Below are 13,588 nucleotides of genomic sequence, written 5' to 3' on the forward strand. Positions count from 1 at the left end.
GCCCCCAAGCCGACAGCCGATCGTTGAGCGACCCACGGCACTTGCCAGGCATACTGGTCTGTATGTATAACCAGTATCCATTCCAGCCGCCTGACCCCAGCCAGTGATCGCCCATTCCGTCGACGACCCGTTCTACTACCTGCACAATTTCCGCCAGGTGCTGCTATGGGTCGAACAGCGCTACGAAGACCTGCTCGACGATCAGGAACTCGCTTTCATCCGCACCTTCGGCCAACTGGACGCCCCGGCACAGGCCCTGATGGTGCGCATGGTCATGCGCAAGGGCGAGCTTTTTCGCAGCGATCGCCTCGACTATGCCGAAATCGGCGATACCGGGCAGGCCCTGCAGCCGCTGCTGGCCCTCGGCTGGGTACGGGAGCCCGCGCAACTGGAACTGCAGCAACTGTTCGCCCTGCTGCGCAAGGACGAACTTGCCCGTTGTTTTGCCCCGCAGCTGAGCCGCCCTCGCGCTGCCAAGCATGACCTGCTTGCACAACTGCAACCCCTGGGCCTGCAAGCCCGTTCATTGGCCGAGTGGTTTCCGGACAGTGGCGTGCGCATCCTCCAGTGGTGCCTGCAACCCTTGTGCGACCGCATGCGCCTGCTGTTCTTCGGCAACCTGTACCAGGACTGGTCGGACTTCGTCCTCGCCGACCTCGGTTTGTTGCGCTACGAACAGGTGCCGTTCAGCACCGATTCGCGTGCCCTGCAGCAACGCGCCGAAGTCGACCTGGCCATGGCCTTGCACCAGTGCGCCGAGCGCCTGGAGCAGGGCGACGACCCGCTGTCGATCCTGGCAGCCATGCAGGGCCTGCACAGCGACAACCCATGGCTGGCCCGGCGCCATGCGCGCCTGCAATTCGCCCTGGGCCAGCAATGCGAGCGCCTGGGCGACTGGGCGCAGGCCATGGCTGTGTACACGCAGTGCAGCCATGCCCAGGCGCGCATCCGCCAGGTGCGGGTGCTGGAGCGCAGCGAACAGTGGCCCCAGGCCCATGCACTGGCGCTGCAACTGGCGGCGGCGCCGGCCAACGCCCTGGAAGTGCAGGCGCTGGAACGCATGTTGCCACGCCTGGCACGCAAGCTCGGTGGCCCGCCACAGCGGCGCCAGCGTGTCGCGCCCCTGGAGCTGATCGAGCTGGAACTGCCCCGGGAACTGGCAGCGCTGGGTGTGGAGGAGGCGGTACGCCAGCACCTGGCCGAAGCCGGTGGGCCGGTGCATTACGTGGAGAACACGCTGTTCAACAGCCTGTTCGGCCTGCTGTGCTGGGAGGCGATCTTCGCCCCGGTGCCTGGCGCGTTCTTCAACCCGTTCCAGGCCGCCCCGCAGGACCTGCATGACAGCGACTTCCAGCAACGCCGCAGTCCTCTGTTCGAACGTTGCCTGGGGCGGCTGGACGATGGCAGCCATCACCGGGCGATTCTCGACTGCTACGCCGCCAAGCAAGGGCTGCAGTCGCCGTTCGTGTTCTGGTCCGTGCTCAGTGAAGCGTTGCTTGAGCAAGCCTTGGCCTGCCTGCCGGCGGCCCATTTGAAACAGTGCTTCCTGCGCCTGCTGCAGGACATCCGCAACAACCGCGCCGGCATGCCCGACCTGATCCAGTTCTGGCCCGAGCAAGGTCGCTATCGCATGGTCGAGGTCAAGGGCCCTGGCGACCGCCTGCAGGACAACCAGCTGCGCTGGCTGGAGTTCTGCCGGGCCCACGGCCTGCCTGTCGCGGTGTGCCACGTGCGCTGGAGCGAAACACCGTGAGCTACAGCGTGGCGGTACGCGCCTTGTGTGAATTCAGCGCCAAGGTCGGCGACCTGGACCTGCGCTTCACGCCATCACCCACCGCCCAGGAGGGGATCGAGGGGCATCGGCGGGTGGTGGCGCGACGTGCTGCGGGCTATGAGTCGGAAATTGCCCTTGAAGGCCAGTTCGAAACCCTGAAAGTGCGTGGCCGCGCCGACGGTTACGACCCCGCCTGCAACCGCCTGGAAGAGATCAAGACCCACCGTGGCGACCTGTCGCGCCAACCGGCCAACCATCGCCAGTTGCACTGGGCGCAGGCCAAGGTCTACGGCTGGTTGATGTGCCAGGCACGGCAACTGCCGGCCATCGAGGTAGCGCTGGTTTACCTGGACGTGGACAGCGATGGCCAGACTCTGATCAGTGAACACTGCACGGCAGCCGAACTGCAGGCCTTCTTCGAAACCCAGTGCCAGCGCTTTTTGGCGTGGGCACAAGGGCAGGAGCAGCGCCTGGCCGAGCGTAACCTGGGCCTGCAAGCACTGGGCTTCCCCTATCCGGCGTTCCGCCAGGGCCAGCGACAACTGGCGGAAACCCTGTACAAGGCCGTGAGTACCGGCCGTTGCCTGATGGCCCAGGCCAGCACCGGAATTGGCAAGACCGTCGGTACCTTGTTCCCCCTGCTCAAGGCCATGGTGCCGCAGCAGCTGGACAAGCTGTTCTTTCTCACCGCCAAGACCCCGGGCCGGGCCCTGGCCCTGGATGCCATGCGCCAGATCACCGATGCCACGCCGCAGCCGGCCTTGCGCACGCTGGAGCTGATCGCCCGCGACAAAGCCTGCGAGCACCCCGACAAGGCCTGTCATGGCGAGTCCTGCCCCTTGGCCGTAGGCTTCTACGACCGCCTGCCGGCCGCGCGGCAGGCAGCGGCAGCGTTGCCCTTGCTCGACCGCGCCCAGCTGCGCGAGGTAGCCCTGGCGCACCAGGTATGCCCGTATTACCTCGGCCAGGAAATGGCGCGCTGGGTAGACGTGCTGGTGGCTGACTACAACTACTACTTCGATGCCCATGCCTTGTTGTTCGGCCTGACCCAAGCCAACCAGTGGCGGGTCGCGGTGCTGGTGGACGAGGCGCACAACCTGGTCGAGCGCGGCCGCGGCATGTACAGCGCCAGCCTCGACCAAGGCCAGTTGCAGGCCCTGCGCCAGAGCAAACCGCCCGGGCTGGTCAGTGCGCTGGACCGGCTGAACCGGCAGTGGAACGCCCTCTACAAGGAGCAGCGTGCCCCGTACCAGGCCAGCGAGACGCTGCCGGACGCTTTGCTGCGTGCCCTGCAGCAATGCATCGGGCTGATCCAGGAACAAATGAACCAGGCGCCTGCGCAAATGGACCCGCAGGTGCTGCAGTTCTTCTACCAGGCGTTGCAGTTCAGCCGGGTTGCCGAGCTGTTCGACGAGCACTTCCTGTTCGACATCAGCCAGCGCCAGGGCCCGCGCAAGCGGCGGCTGGCCACCCTGTGCCTGCGCAATGTCACCCCGGCGCGCCTGTTGGGCCCACGCATGCAGGCGGCGCGCAGCGTGACGCTGTTTTCCGCCACCCTGAGCCCACGGCACTTCTACAGCGACCTGCTTGGCATGCCGGCCGATACCGCCTGGCTGGAAGTGGCCGCGCCGTTTCGCGCCGAACAGCTGGAAGTGCGCATCGCCAGCCAGGTATCCACCCGTTACCAGCAACGCCAGGCTTCGCTGGCGCCGATCGTCGAGCTGATTGCCCGACAGTATGAGCGCATGCCGGGCAACTACCTGGCGTTCTTCAGCAGTTTCGAGTACCTGCAACAGGTGGCCGGGCTGCTGGCCGAGCGGCATGCACAGATACCCATGTGGGCCCAGGAACCGGGCATGGACGAAGCGGCCCGCCAGGGCTTTCTCGACCGTTTTGTGGCGGATGGCCGTGGGGTGGGCTTTGCGGTGCTGGGTGGTGCATTCGGGGAGGGGGTGGACTTGCCGGGCACACGGCTGATCGGCGCGTTTGTCGCCACCCTCGGGCTACCCCAGGTCAACCCAGTGAACGAGCAGTTCAAGCAGCGCCTGGGGCGGCAGTTTGGTGCGGGGTTCGATTACGCCTATCTCTACCCGGGCGTGCGCAAGGTCATTCAGGCGGCAGGCCGGGTCATCCGGGGCGACCAGGACCGTGGCGTTCTGGTCTTGATCGACGAGCGCTTCGCCGAACCCCGGGTGCAGCAGATGTTCCCGGGGTGGTGGCCAGCGGCCGGAAATTATCCCTGATGCCTGTCAGCCAGCATCACCGGGATGGAATAGGCCTTGAGGTTGTCGCTGTACCTGTGGGAGCGGCCTTGTGTCGCGAAAGGGCCGCAACGCGGCCCCAGGTTTTGATGCGCAATAGTTGAAATTGCTGGGGCTGCTTTGCAGCCCTTTCGCGACACAAGGCCGCTCCCACAGGGGATCGCGCCAACTTTTATAATTTGAGCAAGACAGTTGCTCCCGTAGAGGCCAGTTATGTGCAGTTCCATGGCGCGTTAGCCAGGCATACCGTCAGCCCGTGGCCGCAGCAAGATGGGCAGGTAATGTTGCAGGAACAGCAGCAGCGCCAGGCTCCAGCACACTACTGAAAGGCTCACCCCCAGCGGCGTGAACATCGGCAGCACCACCCGCGCCAGCGTCGCCAGTTGTATCAAGGCAAAGGCCCAGGCAATGCTGGTCGGCACCTGCAGCGGCCTGCCGGTGTGGCCCAGGCTGACCCGTGCCATCATCGCCAGGATCAAGCCGCTCATGGCGCCCACGGTCAGGGCGTGGGTCACCAGGCTCGGGCCCAGCGCCACCCCGGCATGCCACAGCGCCATGCCCAGGCAGGCAATGGCAATCCAGGCATAGGCCAGGTGCAGCGACCACAGCAGGGGCACCCGCCACAAGCCACGGTCATGCCACAAGGCCAGGCGGGCCGTATGCAGGGCGAACAAGGCGCTGAACAGCAGGGCCAGGGCGATACGTGGCGTATCGGCCAAGCCCGAGGCAAAGGCCAGCGGTACCGCCACGCTCAGCAGCAGGCAGGCCCGGTCCAGCCAGGGGCGGGCAGGGGCCGGGGCCATGTTGCCCAGGCCGCGCCGGGTGAAGAACGGGATCACCCGCCCGCCAAGCACGGTCATCATCGCGGCTACCAGCCACAACCCGGCAAACACCCCGCGGCGCTGCCACAGTTCGTCTTGGCGCAGCCAGCCGACCAGGGTCAGCCACTGGCAGGCGGCGATCAACAGCACAAGGCCGACGATCGGGTAGTTGTTACGCAAGCGCCGTTGCACGATCGGCCGTGCCAGGGCCAGTGCCACCAGTGGCAGGAAGCTGCCCTCGATCACCACCAGCAAGCTGCCCGGTAATGGCAGGAACCAGCTCGTCCTGCCCAGCAGCCAAAGCAGGAACAAACCCTGCAGCGCACGCCCGCTCAAGCCTGGGGTGCCGCTCCAGTTCTGCACGGCGGTCAGCAGGAAGCCGGCGATGATGGCGGCAGCAAAGCCATAGAGCATCTCGTGGCGGTGCCAGGCGAGCATGCCACCGGGGGGCGTGGGCTCCAGCGCCCCGGCCAGTACGCCGGCCCACAACAGCAAGGCGAGCAGCGCAAACAAACTGCCACCCAGGAAGAATGGGCGGAAACCCAGGCCCCAGACGGCCTGGCGTGGGCGTGAAGCGATCGGCTGCACAAGCATGGGCGGACCTTCGTTCGTTCAGTAGGCTCAATTGGGGTAAGATCACGATCCGTGCCAGCTCCGAACCCGTTGTATATCAAGGTGATGGCACCTCTCCGGGTCCGAATGACATGCGTTTTCTGCTGTTATTTGGACCTGCTTGTATGTCGTATTGACTTGCTTCAGGGTCTGGCCGGTTCGCCGCTGGCCAACGCTTCGCTACAGGATTCACGTTTTGTCCGACCTCTCGAAAAATCCACTGCTGCAGTACATGGCCCGCCTGGCCCCATCCAGCCAGCAAACCATGCGCTACATCCTTCAGGACGCTGCCGACCGGCTGGGGTTTGTCGACTGCAATATCGTCGATGTGCCCTGGCATCGGCTCGAGCCCGGCCATGTGATCGCCCTGGTGGCGGCGCTGCGTGCCGACGGTTACGCACCCAACAGCTCGTCGCTGTACGTCAACGCCATCCGCGGTGTGATGAACGAAGCCTGGCGCCAGGGCCTGATCGATCATGAGCAGTTGTTGCGCATCCGCGAGGTCAAACCGGCCACCGGCAGCCGCCTGCCACCGGGGCGCAACCTGCGCCGCAGCCTGATTCGCGAGCTGATGGATGTGTGCGCGGCCGACCCACGGCCGCAGGGTGTGCGTGACGCGGCGATCATCGCCTTGCTGTACGGCACCGGCATGCGCAAGTCGGAATCGGTGGACATCGACCTGGACCAGGTCGACTTCGAGGCGCGCAGCCTGCAGGTGCTGGGCAAGGGCAACCGCCAGCTGATCAAGTACGCCCCGCCATGGGCGTTCGAGAAGTTGCAGGCGTGGCTGGACCTGCGCCGCCAGGACTTGCCGGCTGGGGCCGAAGACGACCCGTTCCTGTTCAACCGCATCCGCCGTGGCAGCCATATCACCCGGGCGCGCATCACCAAGCATGCCATTTACTACATCGCCCGCCAGCGTGGGGCGCAGGTGGGCGTGAAGATCATGCCGCACGACTTCCGCCGGGCGTTCATCACCCGGGTGATCGAAGAGCACGACCTGTCCATTGCGCAGAAGCTGGCGCATCACGCCAATATCCAGACCACCGCGATCTATGACCGGCGTGATGACAACGAACGCCGGCGTGCGGTGGACCGCTTCGATTACTGACGCCTTGTCGCTGTATGAAGGGCTTGCTCGAACCCTGTGGGAGCGGGTTCACCCGCGAACACGGGCGAGGCCCGTGCCATGCACTGGGTTGGATTCTTCGCGGGTAAACCCGCTCCCACAGAGGCCGTGTCGCAGCATCGGGTAATTTTTGCCTTGAGATGGGCTGGCACCGAAACAGGGCCAAAGCACGCCCCCGCCTTGTGCGCCATCCCCCCGTATGCCCGATGCCAGAGCGGCTGGGGAAAAAGTTTCATCTTCGTTCACCTGCGGAGTTGGCCCGCAACCTGCTATATCCAGCCTGCGAATTTGATCGAGTGGTCAGGCCGCGCGCGCCGTAGCCGTGCGTGCCTGCCCCTCTAAACGGCCAGCAGGCCACGGATTTCAGGGGCCGCAGGATGTCGCTCGCGGAGCAGATCGAACAACAACACGACGATGCCGGCTGGAGCGCTCACCTGCAGTTGCGTTTCGTCAGGCGTGACGAGGTGACCCGCCTTGGTGCGTGGCGGCATTTCGGACCTCTTTTGGTGCAGCGGCCGTTCTATCCGGAAGGTGCACCGTGCCATGTCTACGTGCTGCACCCACCCGGTGGGATCGTCGCTGGCGACCGCCTGGAGCTGGATATCCAGCTGGAGCCGGGCAGCCACGCTCTGCTGACCATGCCCGGCGCCAGCAAGTTCTACCGCAGCATCGGCCCGACCGCGCGGCTGGCCCAGCGCTTTCACCTGGCAGCCGGCAGCACCCTGGAGTGGCTGCCGCAGGACAGCATCTTCTTTTCCGGCGCCCGCGCCAGCCTCGCCAGCCGTTTCACCCTCGAACCGGGGGCGCGCCTGCTGGCCTGGGAAACCCTGTGCCTGGGGCGCCCGGTGATGAACGAGCGTTTCGAGCAGGGTGCCCTCGACAGCCGCCTGCGCATCGAACTGCCCGACGAAGTAGGCCTGCACGAGCGCCTGCGCGTCGAAGGCGGGCGCCTGGACAAGCTTGGCGGGCATCCGTTGCTGGCCACCTTCTGCGCCGCACCCGCCGACCAGGCCGTGCTGGATCTGGTGCGGCCGCTGCTCGACGAGATGGCCAACCCGGCCGGCGCGACCCTGCTTGGGTCATTACTGGTCATCCGCGTGCTTGACCATGACAACCAACACCTGCAACGCACCCTGCAACGCCTGTGGCATGTGCTGCGCCCGGCCGTCCTCGGCCTGCCGGCCTGCCCGCCGCGTATCTGGGCCACCTGAGAGAGCGCCATGGAGCTGACCCCGAGAGAGAAAGACAAACTGCTGCTGTTCACCGCCGCGTTGCTGGCCGAGCGGCGCCTGGCCCGTGGCCTGAAGCTCAACTACCCGGAAGCGGTGGCGCTGATCAGTGCCGCCGTGCTTGAAGGCGCCCGTGATGGCCGCACCGTCGCCGAGCTGATGAGCCTGGGGCGCGAAGTATTGAGCCGCGAGCAGGTAATGCCTGGCATCGCCGAAATGCTCCACGACGTGCAGGTCGAAGCGACCTTCCCGGATGGCACCAAACTGGTGACCGTGCATGACCCCATCGTCTGAAACTGCCCAGGAGCCCCGCATGATCCCAGGTGAAATCCAGGTCGCCGCCGGCGACATCGAGCTGAACAGCGGCCGTGCGACGGTCAGCGTCAGCGTGGCCAACCATGGCGACCGGCCGGTGCAGGTCGGCTCGCACTACCACTTCTACGAAGTCAACGAGGCGCTGGTGTTCGAGCGCGCGCCGACCCTGGGCTTTCGCCTGGACATTCCCGCCGGTACCGCCGTGCGTTTCGAGCCCGGCCAGGCGCGTACCGTGCAACTGGTGGCCTACGCCGGCAAGCGCGAGGTCCATGGCTTCCAGGGCAAGGTGATGGGCGCGCTGGAGGGCAGGGCATGAGCCGCATTTCCCGCCAGGCCTATGCCGACATGTTCGGCCCCACGGTAGGCGACCGCGTACGCCTGGCCGACACCGCGCTGTGGGTCGAGGTGGAGCGCGACTTCACCATCTATGGCGAAGAGGTGAAGTTCGGTGGCGGCAAGGTCATCCGCGATGGCATGGGGCAGGGCCAGATGCTGGCTGCCGAAGCCATGGACCTGGTACTGACCAATGCCCTGATCATCGACCACTGGGGCATCGTCAAGGCCGATATCGGCATCAAGCACGGGCGAATCGCGGTGATCGGCAAGGCTGGCAACCCCGATGTGCAGCCGGGCGTGAACGTGCCCGTGGGCCCCGGCACCGAGGTGATCGCGGCCGAGGGCAAGATCGTCACCGCCGGTGGCGTCGACTCGCACATCCACTTCATCTGCCCGCAGCAGGTGGACGAGGCGCTGAACAGCGGTGTCACCACCTTCATCGGCGGCGGCACCGGGCCGGCCACCGGCACCAACGCCACCACCTGCACGCCCGGCCCCTGGTACCTGGCGCGTATGCTTCAGGCCGCTGACAGCCTGCCGATCAACATCGGCTTGCTGGGCAAGGGCAACGCCTCGCGGCCGGAAGCGCTGCGCGAGCAGATCGCAGCCGGCGCCGTGGGCCTCAAGCTGCACGAAGACTGGGGTTCGACACCAGCAGCCATCGACTGCTGCCTGGGCGTGGCCGAGGAAATGGACATCCAGGTGGCGATCCACACCGACACTCTCAATGAGTCCGGCTGCATCGAAGACACCCTGGCGGCCATCGGCGACCGTACCATCCACACCTTCCACACCGAGGGCGCTGGTGGCGGCCACGCCCCGGACATCATTCGCGCTGCGGGGCAGGCCAACGTGTTGCCGTCCTCGACCAACCCGACCCTGCCGTACACGGTCAACACCGTGGACGAGCACCTGGACATGCTCATGGTCTGCCACCACCTGGACCCGAGCATCGCTGAAGACGTGGCCTTTGCCGAGTCGCGCATCCGCCGCGAAACCATCGCCGCCGAGGACATCCTCCACGACATGGGCGCCTTTGCCATGACCTCGTCCGACTCCCAGGCCATGGGCCGGGTTGGCGAGGTGGTGCTGCGCACCTGGCAGGTGGCCCACCAGATGAAGCTGCGCCGTGGGCCACTGGCGCCGGACACCAGCTACAGCGACAACTTCCGGGTCAAGCGCTACATCGCCAAGTACACCATCAACCCGGCGCTGACCCACGGCATCGGCCACGAAGTGGGCTCGGTGGAAGTCGGCAAGCTGGCCGACCTGGTGCTGTGGGCGCCGGCGTTCTTTGCGGTCAAGCCGGCCCTGGTCATCAAGGGCGGGATGATCGTCACCGCGCCCATGGGCGACATCAACGGTTCCATCCCCACGCCGCAACCGGTGCACTACCGCCCGATGTTCGGCGCCCTGGGCGCGGCGCGGCATGCCACGCGCATGACCTTCCTGCCCCAGGCGGCGATGGACCGTGGCCTGGCCGAGGAGCTGAACCTGCGCAGCCTGATCGGCGTGGCCCACGGCTGCCGCCGGGTGCGCAAGCCCGACATGGTCCACAACACCTTGCAGCCGCTGATCGAGGTCGATGCACAGACCTACCAGGTGCGTGCCGACGGCGAACTGCTGGTCTGCGAGCCGGCCCGCGAACTGCCGCTGGCCCAGCGTTACTTCCTGTTCTGAAGGAGCACCGATGATTGTCTTGACCCGCCGTATCACCGACCCCGGCACGCTGGGCGAAACCGGTACCGTTACCCTGGACGTGGACAGCCGCATCAAGAGCCGCCTGCGGGTGACCCTGGATGATGGTCGCGAGGCCGGGCTGATGCTCGAGCGCGGCCACCTGCTGCGCGGGGGCGAACTGCTGGCCGATGCCGAGGGCACCCAGCTGATCCGCGTGCTGGCGGCGCCCGAGGCGGTGTCCACGGTGCGTTGCGCCGACCCGCACCTGCTGGCCCGCGCGGCCTATCACCTGGGCAACCGCCATGTGCCGCTGCAGATCGAACCCGGCCTGTTGCGCTTCCAGCACGACCACGTGCTGGACGACATGTTGCGCGGCCTGGGCCTGACGGTAGAGGCCGAACAGGCGCCGTTCGAGCCTGAAGCGGGCGCCTACCAGAGCGCGCCGCACAGCCACAGCCATGCCCACGGCCACGATCACCCGTTCGTGCGCCTGCCTGCCCATTCCTGAACTGCCTGGAGCAACCGATGAAAAAGACTTTCGCCCTGTTTCTGCTGATGCTGGCTCTGCCTGCCTTCGCCCACCCCGGGCACGACGCCAACCCGCTGCAGGACGGCCTGCTGCACCCGCTGACCGGTCTTGACCACCTGCTGATGCTGCTGGGCACCGGTGTGCTCGCCGCGCTGACCCGGCGCAGCCTGACGCTACCCCTGGCAACCCTGGCGGCGATGTTCGGCGGCGCGGTGTGCGGCCACCTGTTCGGCGATGTACTGGGCATGGAAACCCTGATCGCCGTGTCGCTGCTGGTGGCTGCCGGTGCCGTGCTACTGCCCAGCCGCCAACTGCTGCTAGCCATGGCCATGCCGGTGTTCGCCCTGTTCCATGGCTGGGCCCATGGCGTGGAAGCCACGCCAAGCGCGTTCTGGCAGTTCAGCGCCGGCTTCGTCACGGTCAGCGGCCTGTTGCTGGCGGCCGGCTTTGCGGTCGGTTGCCTGTTGCGCAGGCATAGCGGCCTGCAGAAGGCCTTTGGCGGTGGCCTGCTGGCCGGCGCCGCGCTGGTACTGGCCGGTTGATGGACAGCGACCTGGCGTTGTTGCGCCTGCTGCAGCTGGCCAGCCCTGGCTTGCCGGTGGGTGGCTTCACCTACTCGCAAGGCCTGGAGTGGGCGGTCGAGGCGGGCTGGGTACGGAGCGTGGATGGTTTCGCTGCCTGGCAGCGCGAGCAGATCGACGACACCCTGGCTTGCCTCGACTGGCCGGTGCTGGCGCGCCTGTACCACGCCTGCCAGGCCGAGGACGCCGAGGCCTTCGGCCACTGGAGCCGCTTTCTGCTGGCCAACCGCGAAACCGCCGAGCTGCGCCTGGAAGAACAGCAGCGCGGCGCGGCGCTGGCACGGCTGCTGGACGGCTGGCAACTGGGCCAGGCACCGGCCTGGCGGGCCAGCCTCGAACTCACCCAGCTGGGCGGTATGGCCTGGCTGGCTGCGCACTGGGCGATCCCACTGCGCCAGTTGGCCCTGGGCCATGGCTTTGCCTGGCTGGAGGGCGCGGTAATGGCCGGGGTCAAGCTGGTGCCGTTCGGCCAGCAGGCTGCCCAGACCTTGCTGCGCGACCTGGGGTCAGGGCTGCCCGCGGCCCTCGACCAGGCACTGGGCCTGGGCGATGACCAGCTTGGCGGCGGTCTGCCGTTGCTGGCCATTGCCTCATCGCGACACGAAACCCAATACACCCGATTGTTCCGTTCCTGAGGACTGCCTGCATGCAAAGCTATCAACAACCCCTGCGCGTCGGTGTCGGCGGCCCGGTCGGCTCCGGCAAGACGGCGCTGCTCGAAGCCTTGTGCAAGGCCATGCGCGATCACTACCAGATCGCAGTGGTCACCAACGACATCTACACCAAGGAGGACCAGCGTATCCTCACCGAAGCCGGGGCCCTTGAGCCGGAGCGCATCGTCGGTGTGGAAACCGGCGGCTGCCCACACACGGCGATACGTGAGGACGCCTCGATGAACCTGGCGGCGGTCGAAGCCCTGGCGCGCAAGTTTGGCAACCTCGAGGTGATCTTCGTCGAAAGCGGCGGTGACAACCTGAGTGCCACTTTCAGCCCGGAGCTGGCCGACCTGACCATCTACGTGATCGACGTGGCCGAAGGCGAGAAGATCCCGCGCAAGGGTGGGCCGGGGATTACCAAGTCGGATTTCCTGGTAATCAACAAGACCGACCTGGCGCCCTATGTGGGGGCTTCGCTGGAAGTGATGGAGCGCGATACCCAGCGCATGCGCCCGCAGCGGCCATGGACCTTCAGCAACCTGAAGAAGGGCGAGGGGCTGCAGGCGGTGATCGACTTCATCGTCGAGCGCGGGATGCTGGGCGTGCGCGGGTGATGTAACGGGTTGAACGCAGTCTGGACCATGGCGCAATTCCTGTGGGAGCGGGTTTACCCGCGAACACCGGCGCAGCCGGTGCCACCCCACCGCGTTGGCTTCTTCGCGGCTAAAGCCCACACAGGTACAGCGTTGCTCTCGAGGTTGTCGCTATACCTGTGGGAGCGGCCTTGTGTCGTGAAAGGGCCGCAACGCGGCCCCAGGGTTGATTCACAACAGTTGAAATTGCTGGGGCCGCTTTGCGGCCCTTTCGCGACACAAGGCCGCTCCTACAACGACCGCGTGTGGGCTGAGTATCACTTATGGCAGCAGTTGGGCTTGTCCGGCTGCCCTTCATAACGGTCATGGTGCCGCACCCAGTCCATGGTCCCGGCCTCATTGCGCCCCAGTGGCGCAATGTCGAGGAAGTTGTAGGTGTTGACCAGGATGTCCAGCCCGCGGGCATAGGTCGAGTAGGTGTGGTACACGCTGCCATCCGGCTCGCGATAGAACGCACTCAGCCCGGGAAGCTCGCTTTCATCGCCCTCGTATGGCTCATAGTTGTACTGCCGCTGGCCCTCGCCGCCAACGCTGACGCCAAAGTCCTCGTTGAACCCGCTGCCATGTGACGAATACCAGGGGAACTGCCAGCCCATGCGCCGGCGGAAGGCCTGGAACTCGGCATACGGTGCCCGCGACACTGCAACCAGCGACACGTCGTGATGCGCCAGGTGCAGGTTGGCGCCGTCAAAGTGGTCGGCCAGGAACGAGCAGCCGTGGCAGCCTTCGCTCCAGCCCTCGGCGAACATGAAGTGGTAAACCAGCAACTGGCTGCGGCCCGCGAACAGGTCGGCCAGGCTCAGTTCGCCGTCCGGCCCCTCGAAGCGATAGTCGTGCTCCACCTTGACCCAGGGCAGGGCGCGACGGGCTGCGGACAGCGCGTCGCGGTGGTGGGTGAAGGCCTTTTCGTGCAGCCACAGCTGCCGGCGGGCCGCCAGCCACTGGCTGCGGGAAACCACCGGGTGCCTGCTTTCGCTCGTGCTCATGGTGCTGTCTCCACATTGGGGGATTC

The 13,588-nt window shown here is 66.3% G+C and carries 13 protein-coding genes; 11 read left to right on the top strand and 2 right to left on the bottom strand.

Going from position 1 to position 13,588, the window contains the following annotated elements; all coding sequences use genetic code 11:
• Positions 1–103: 103 nt before the first annotated feature.
• Together ABIB24_RS01605 and ABIB24_RS01610 are read left to right on the top strand one after the other, a co-directional pair.
• Entirely contained in the window at positions 104–1,753 is a 1,650-nt protein-coding gene (locus ABIB24_RS01605; protein ID WP_289514748.1) for a VRR-NUC domain-containing protein, read from the top strand.
• Positions 1,750–4,017: an ATP-dependent DNA helicase gene (locus tag ABIB24_RS01610; RefSeq protein ID WP_354316015.1), complete on the top strand. Its 2,268-nt coding sequence runs from the start codon at positions 1,750–1,752 to the stop codon at positions 4,015–4,017. The genes ABIB24_RS01605 and ABIB24_RS01610 overlap by 4 nt, the downstream gene beginning before the upstream one ends.
• A gap of 251 nt (positions 4,018–4,268) precedes the next feature.
• Here the strand turns inward: ABIB24_RS01610 and ABIB24_RS01615 are convergent, their stop codons facing one another.
• The gene (locus ABIB24_RS01615) at positions 4,269–5,450 is read right to left on the bottom strand and encodes an NnrS family protein (RefSeq protein WP_354316016.1); all 1,182 of its coding nucleotides are present in this window, start codon (positions 5,448–5,450) and stop codon (positions 4,269–4,271) included.
• Positions 5,451–5,664: 214 nt separating this feature from the next.
• Between ABIB24_RS01615 and ABIB24_RS01620 the strand changes: the two genes are divergently transcribed.
• From ABIB24_RS01620 to ureG, 9 genes are all read left to right on the top strand, one after another.
• The gene (locus ABIB24_RS01620) at positions 5,665–6,579 is read left to right on the top strand and encodes a site-specific integrase (RefSeq protein WP_015270152.1); all 915 of its coding nucleotides are present in this window, start codon (positions 5,665–5,667) and stop codon (positions 6,577–6,579) included.
• Between the two features lie 395 nt (positions 6,580–6,974).
• Positions 6,975–7,808 carry an urease accessory protein UreD gene (locus tag ABIB24_RS01625; RefSeq protein WP_354316017.1) on the top strand — a complete coding sequence of 278 codons (834 nt, stop codon included), beginning with the start codon at positions 6,975–6,977 and terminating at the stop codon, positions 7,806–7,808.
• 9 nt (positions 7,809–7,817) lie between these two features.
• Positions 7,818–8,120: an urease subunit gamma gene (locus ABIB24_RS01630; RefSeq protein ID WP_003256923.1), complete on the top strand. Its 303-nt coding sequence runs from the start codon at positions 7,818–7,820 to the stop codon at positions 8,118–8,120.
• 19 nt (positions 8,121–8,139) lie between these two features.
• Positions 8,140–8,457: an urease subunit beta gene (locus tag ABIB24_RS01635; RefSeq protein ID WP_025339426.1), complete on the top strand. Its 318-nt coding sequence runs from the start codon at positions 8,140–8,142 to the stop codon at positions 8,455–8,457.
• Positions 8,454–10,157 (top strand): urease subunit alpha, encoded by a 1,704-nt coding sequence (gene ureC / locus ABIB24_RS01640; RefSeq protein WP_025339425.1) that lies wholly within the window; start codon positions 8,454–8,456, stop codon positions 10,155–10,157. Before ABIB24_RS01635 ends, ureC begins: the two co-directional genes overlap by 4 nt.
• A gap of 10 nt (positions 10,158–10,167) precedes the next feature.
• A complete protein-coding gene (ureE, locus tag ABIB24_RS01645) occupies positions 10,168–10,665 on the top strand; it encodes an urease accessory protein UreE (protein ID WP_354316018.1) in 498 nt (165 codons plus the stop codon).
• 17 nt (positions 10,666–10,682) lie between these two features.
• Positions 10,683–11,228, top strand: a complete 546-nt coding sequence (locus ABIB24_RS01650; RefSeq protein ID WP_025339423.1) for a HupE/UreJ family protein — start codon at positions 10,683–10,685, stop codon at positions 11,226–11,228.
• The gene (locus ABIB24_RS01655) at positions 11,228–11,902 is read left to right on the top strand and encodes an urease accessory protein UreF (RefSeq protein WP_354316019.1); all 675 of its coding nucleotides are present in this window, start codon (positions 11,228–11,230) and stop codon (positions 11,900–11,902) included. Before ABIB24_RS01650 ends, ABIB24_RS01655 begins: the two co-directional genes overlap by 1 nt.
• Positions 11,903–11,913: 11 nt before the next feature.
• Complete coding sequence (gene ureG, locus ABIB24_RS01660; RefSeq protein WP_010953755.1) at positions 11,914–12,537, top strand: urease accessory protein UreG; 624 nt, start codon at positions 11,914–11,916, stop codon at positions 12,535–12,537.
• A 296-nt stretch (positions 12,538–12,833) separates the two neighbouring features.
• Here the strand turns inward: ureG and ABIB24_RS01665 are convergent, their stop codons facing one another.
• Positions 12,834–13,562, bottom strand: a complete 729-nt coding sequence (locus tag ABIB24_RS01665) for a DUF899 domain-containing protein (RefSeq protein ID WP_137164178.1) — start codon at positions 13,560–13,562, stop codon at positions 12,834–12,836.
• Between the last annotated feature and the right edge of the window lie 26 nt (positions 13,563–13,588).

Origin of the sequence: Pseudomonas sp. UYEF17, from assembly GCF_040546125.1 — a bacterium.
In the GTDB taxonomy this organism is placed as follows: Bacteria; Pseudomonadota; Gammaproteobacteria; order Pseudomonadales; family Pseudomonadaceae; genus Aquipseudomonas; species Aquipseudomonas putida_Z.

Coding starts and splice junctions, on each gene's coding strand:
- ABIB24_RS01615 (WP_354316016.1), bottom strand. CDS start 5,450: ATGCTTGTGCAGCCGATCGCTTCACGCCCACGCCAGGCCGTCTGGGGC.
- ABIB24_RS01630 (WP_003256923.1), top strand. CDS start 7,818: ATGGAGCTGACCCCGAGAGAGAAAGACAAACTGCTGCTGTTCACCGCC.
- ABIB24_RS01665 (WP_137164178.1), bottom strand. CDS start 13,562: ATGAGCACGAGCGAAAGCAGGCACCCGGTGGTTTCCCGCAGCCAGTGG.
- ABIB24_RS01655 (WP_354316019.1), top strand. CDS start 11,228: ATGGACAGCGACCTGGCGTTGTTGCGCCTGCTGCAGCTGGCCAGCCCT.
- ureG (WP_010953755.1), top strand. CDS start 11,914: ATGCAAAGCTATCAACAACCCCTGCGCGTCGGTGTCGGCGGCCCGGTC.
- ureC (WP_025339425.1), top strand. CDS start 8,454: ATGAGCCGCATTTCCCGCCAGGCCTATGCCGACATGTTCGGCCCCACG.
- ABIB24_RS01635 (WP_025339426.1), top strand. CDS start 8,140: ATGATCCCAGGTGAAATCCAGGTCGCCGCCGGCGACATCGAGCTGAAC.
- ABIB24_RS01650 (WP_025339423.1), top strand. CDS start 10,683: ATGAAAAAGACTTTCGCCCTGTTTCTGCTGATGCTGGCTCTGCCTGCC.
- ureE (WP_354316018.1), top strand. CDS start 10,168: ATGATTGTCTTGACCCGCCGTATCACCGACCCCGGCACGCTGGGCGAA.
- ABIB24_RS01625 (WP_354316017.1), top strand. CDS start 6,975: ATGTCGCTCGCGGAGCAGATCGAACAACAACACGACGATGCCGGCTGG.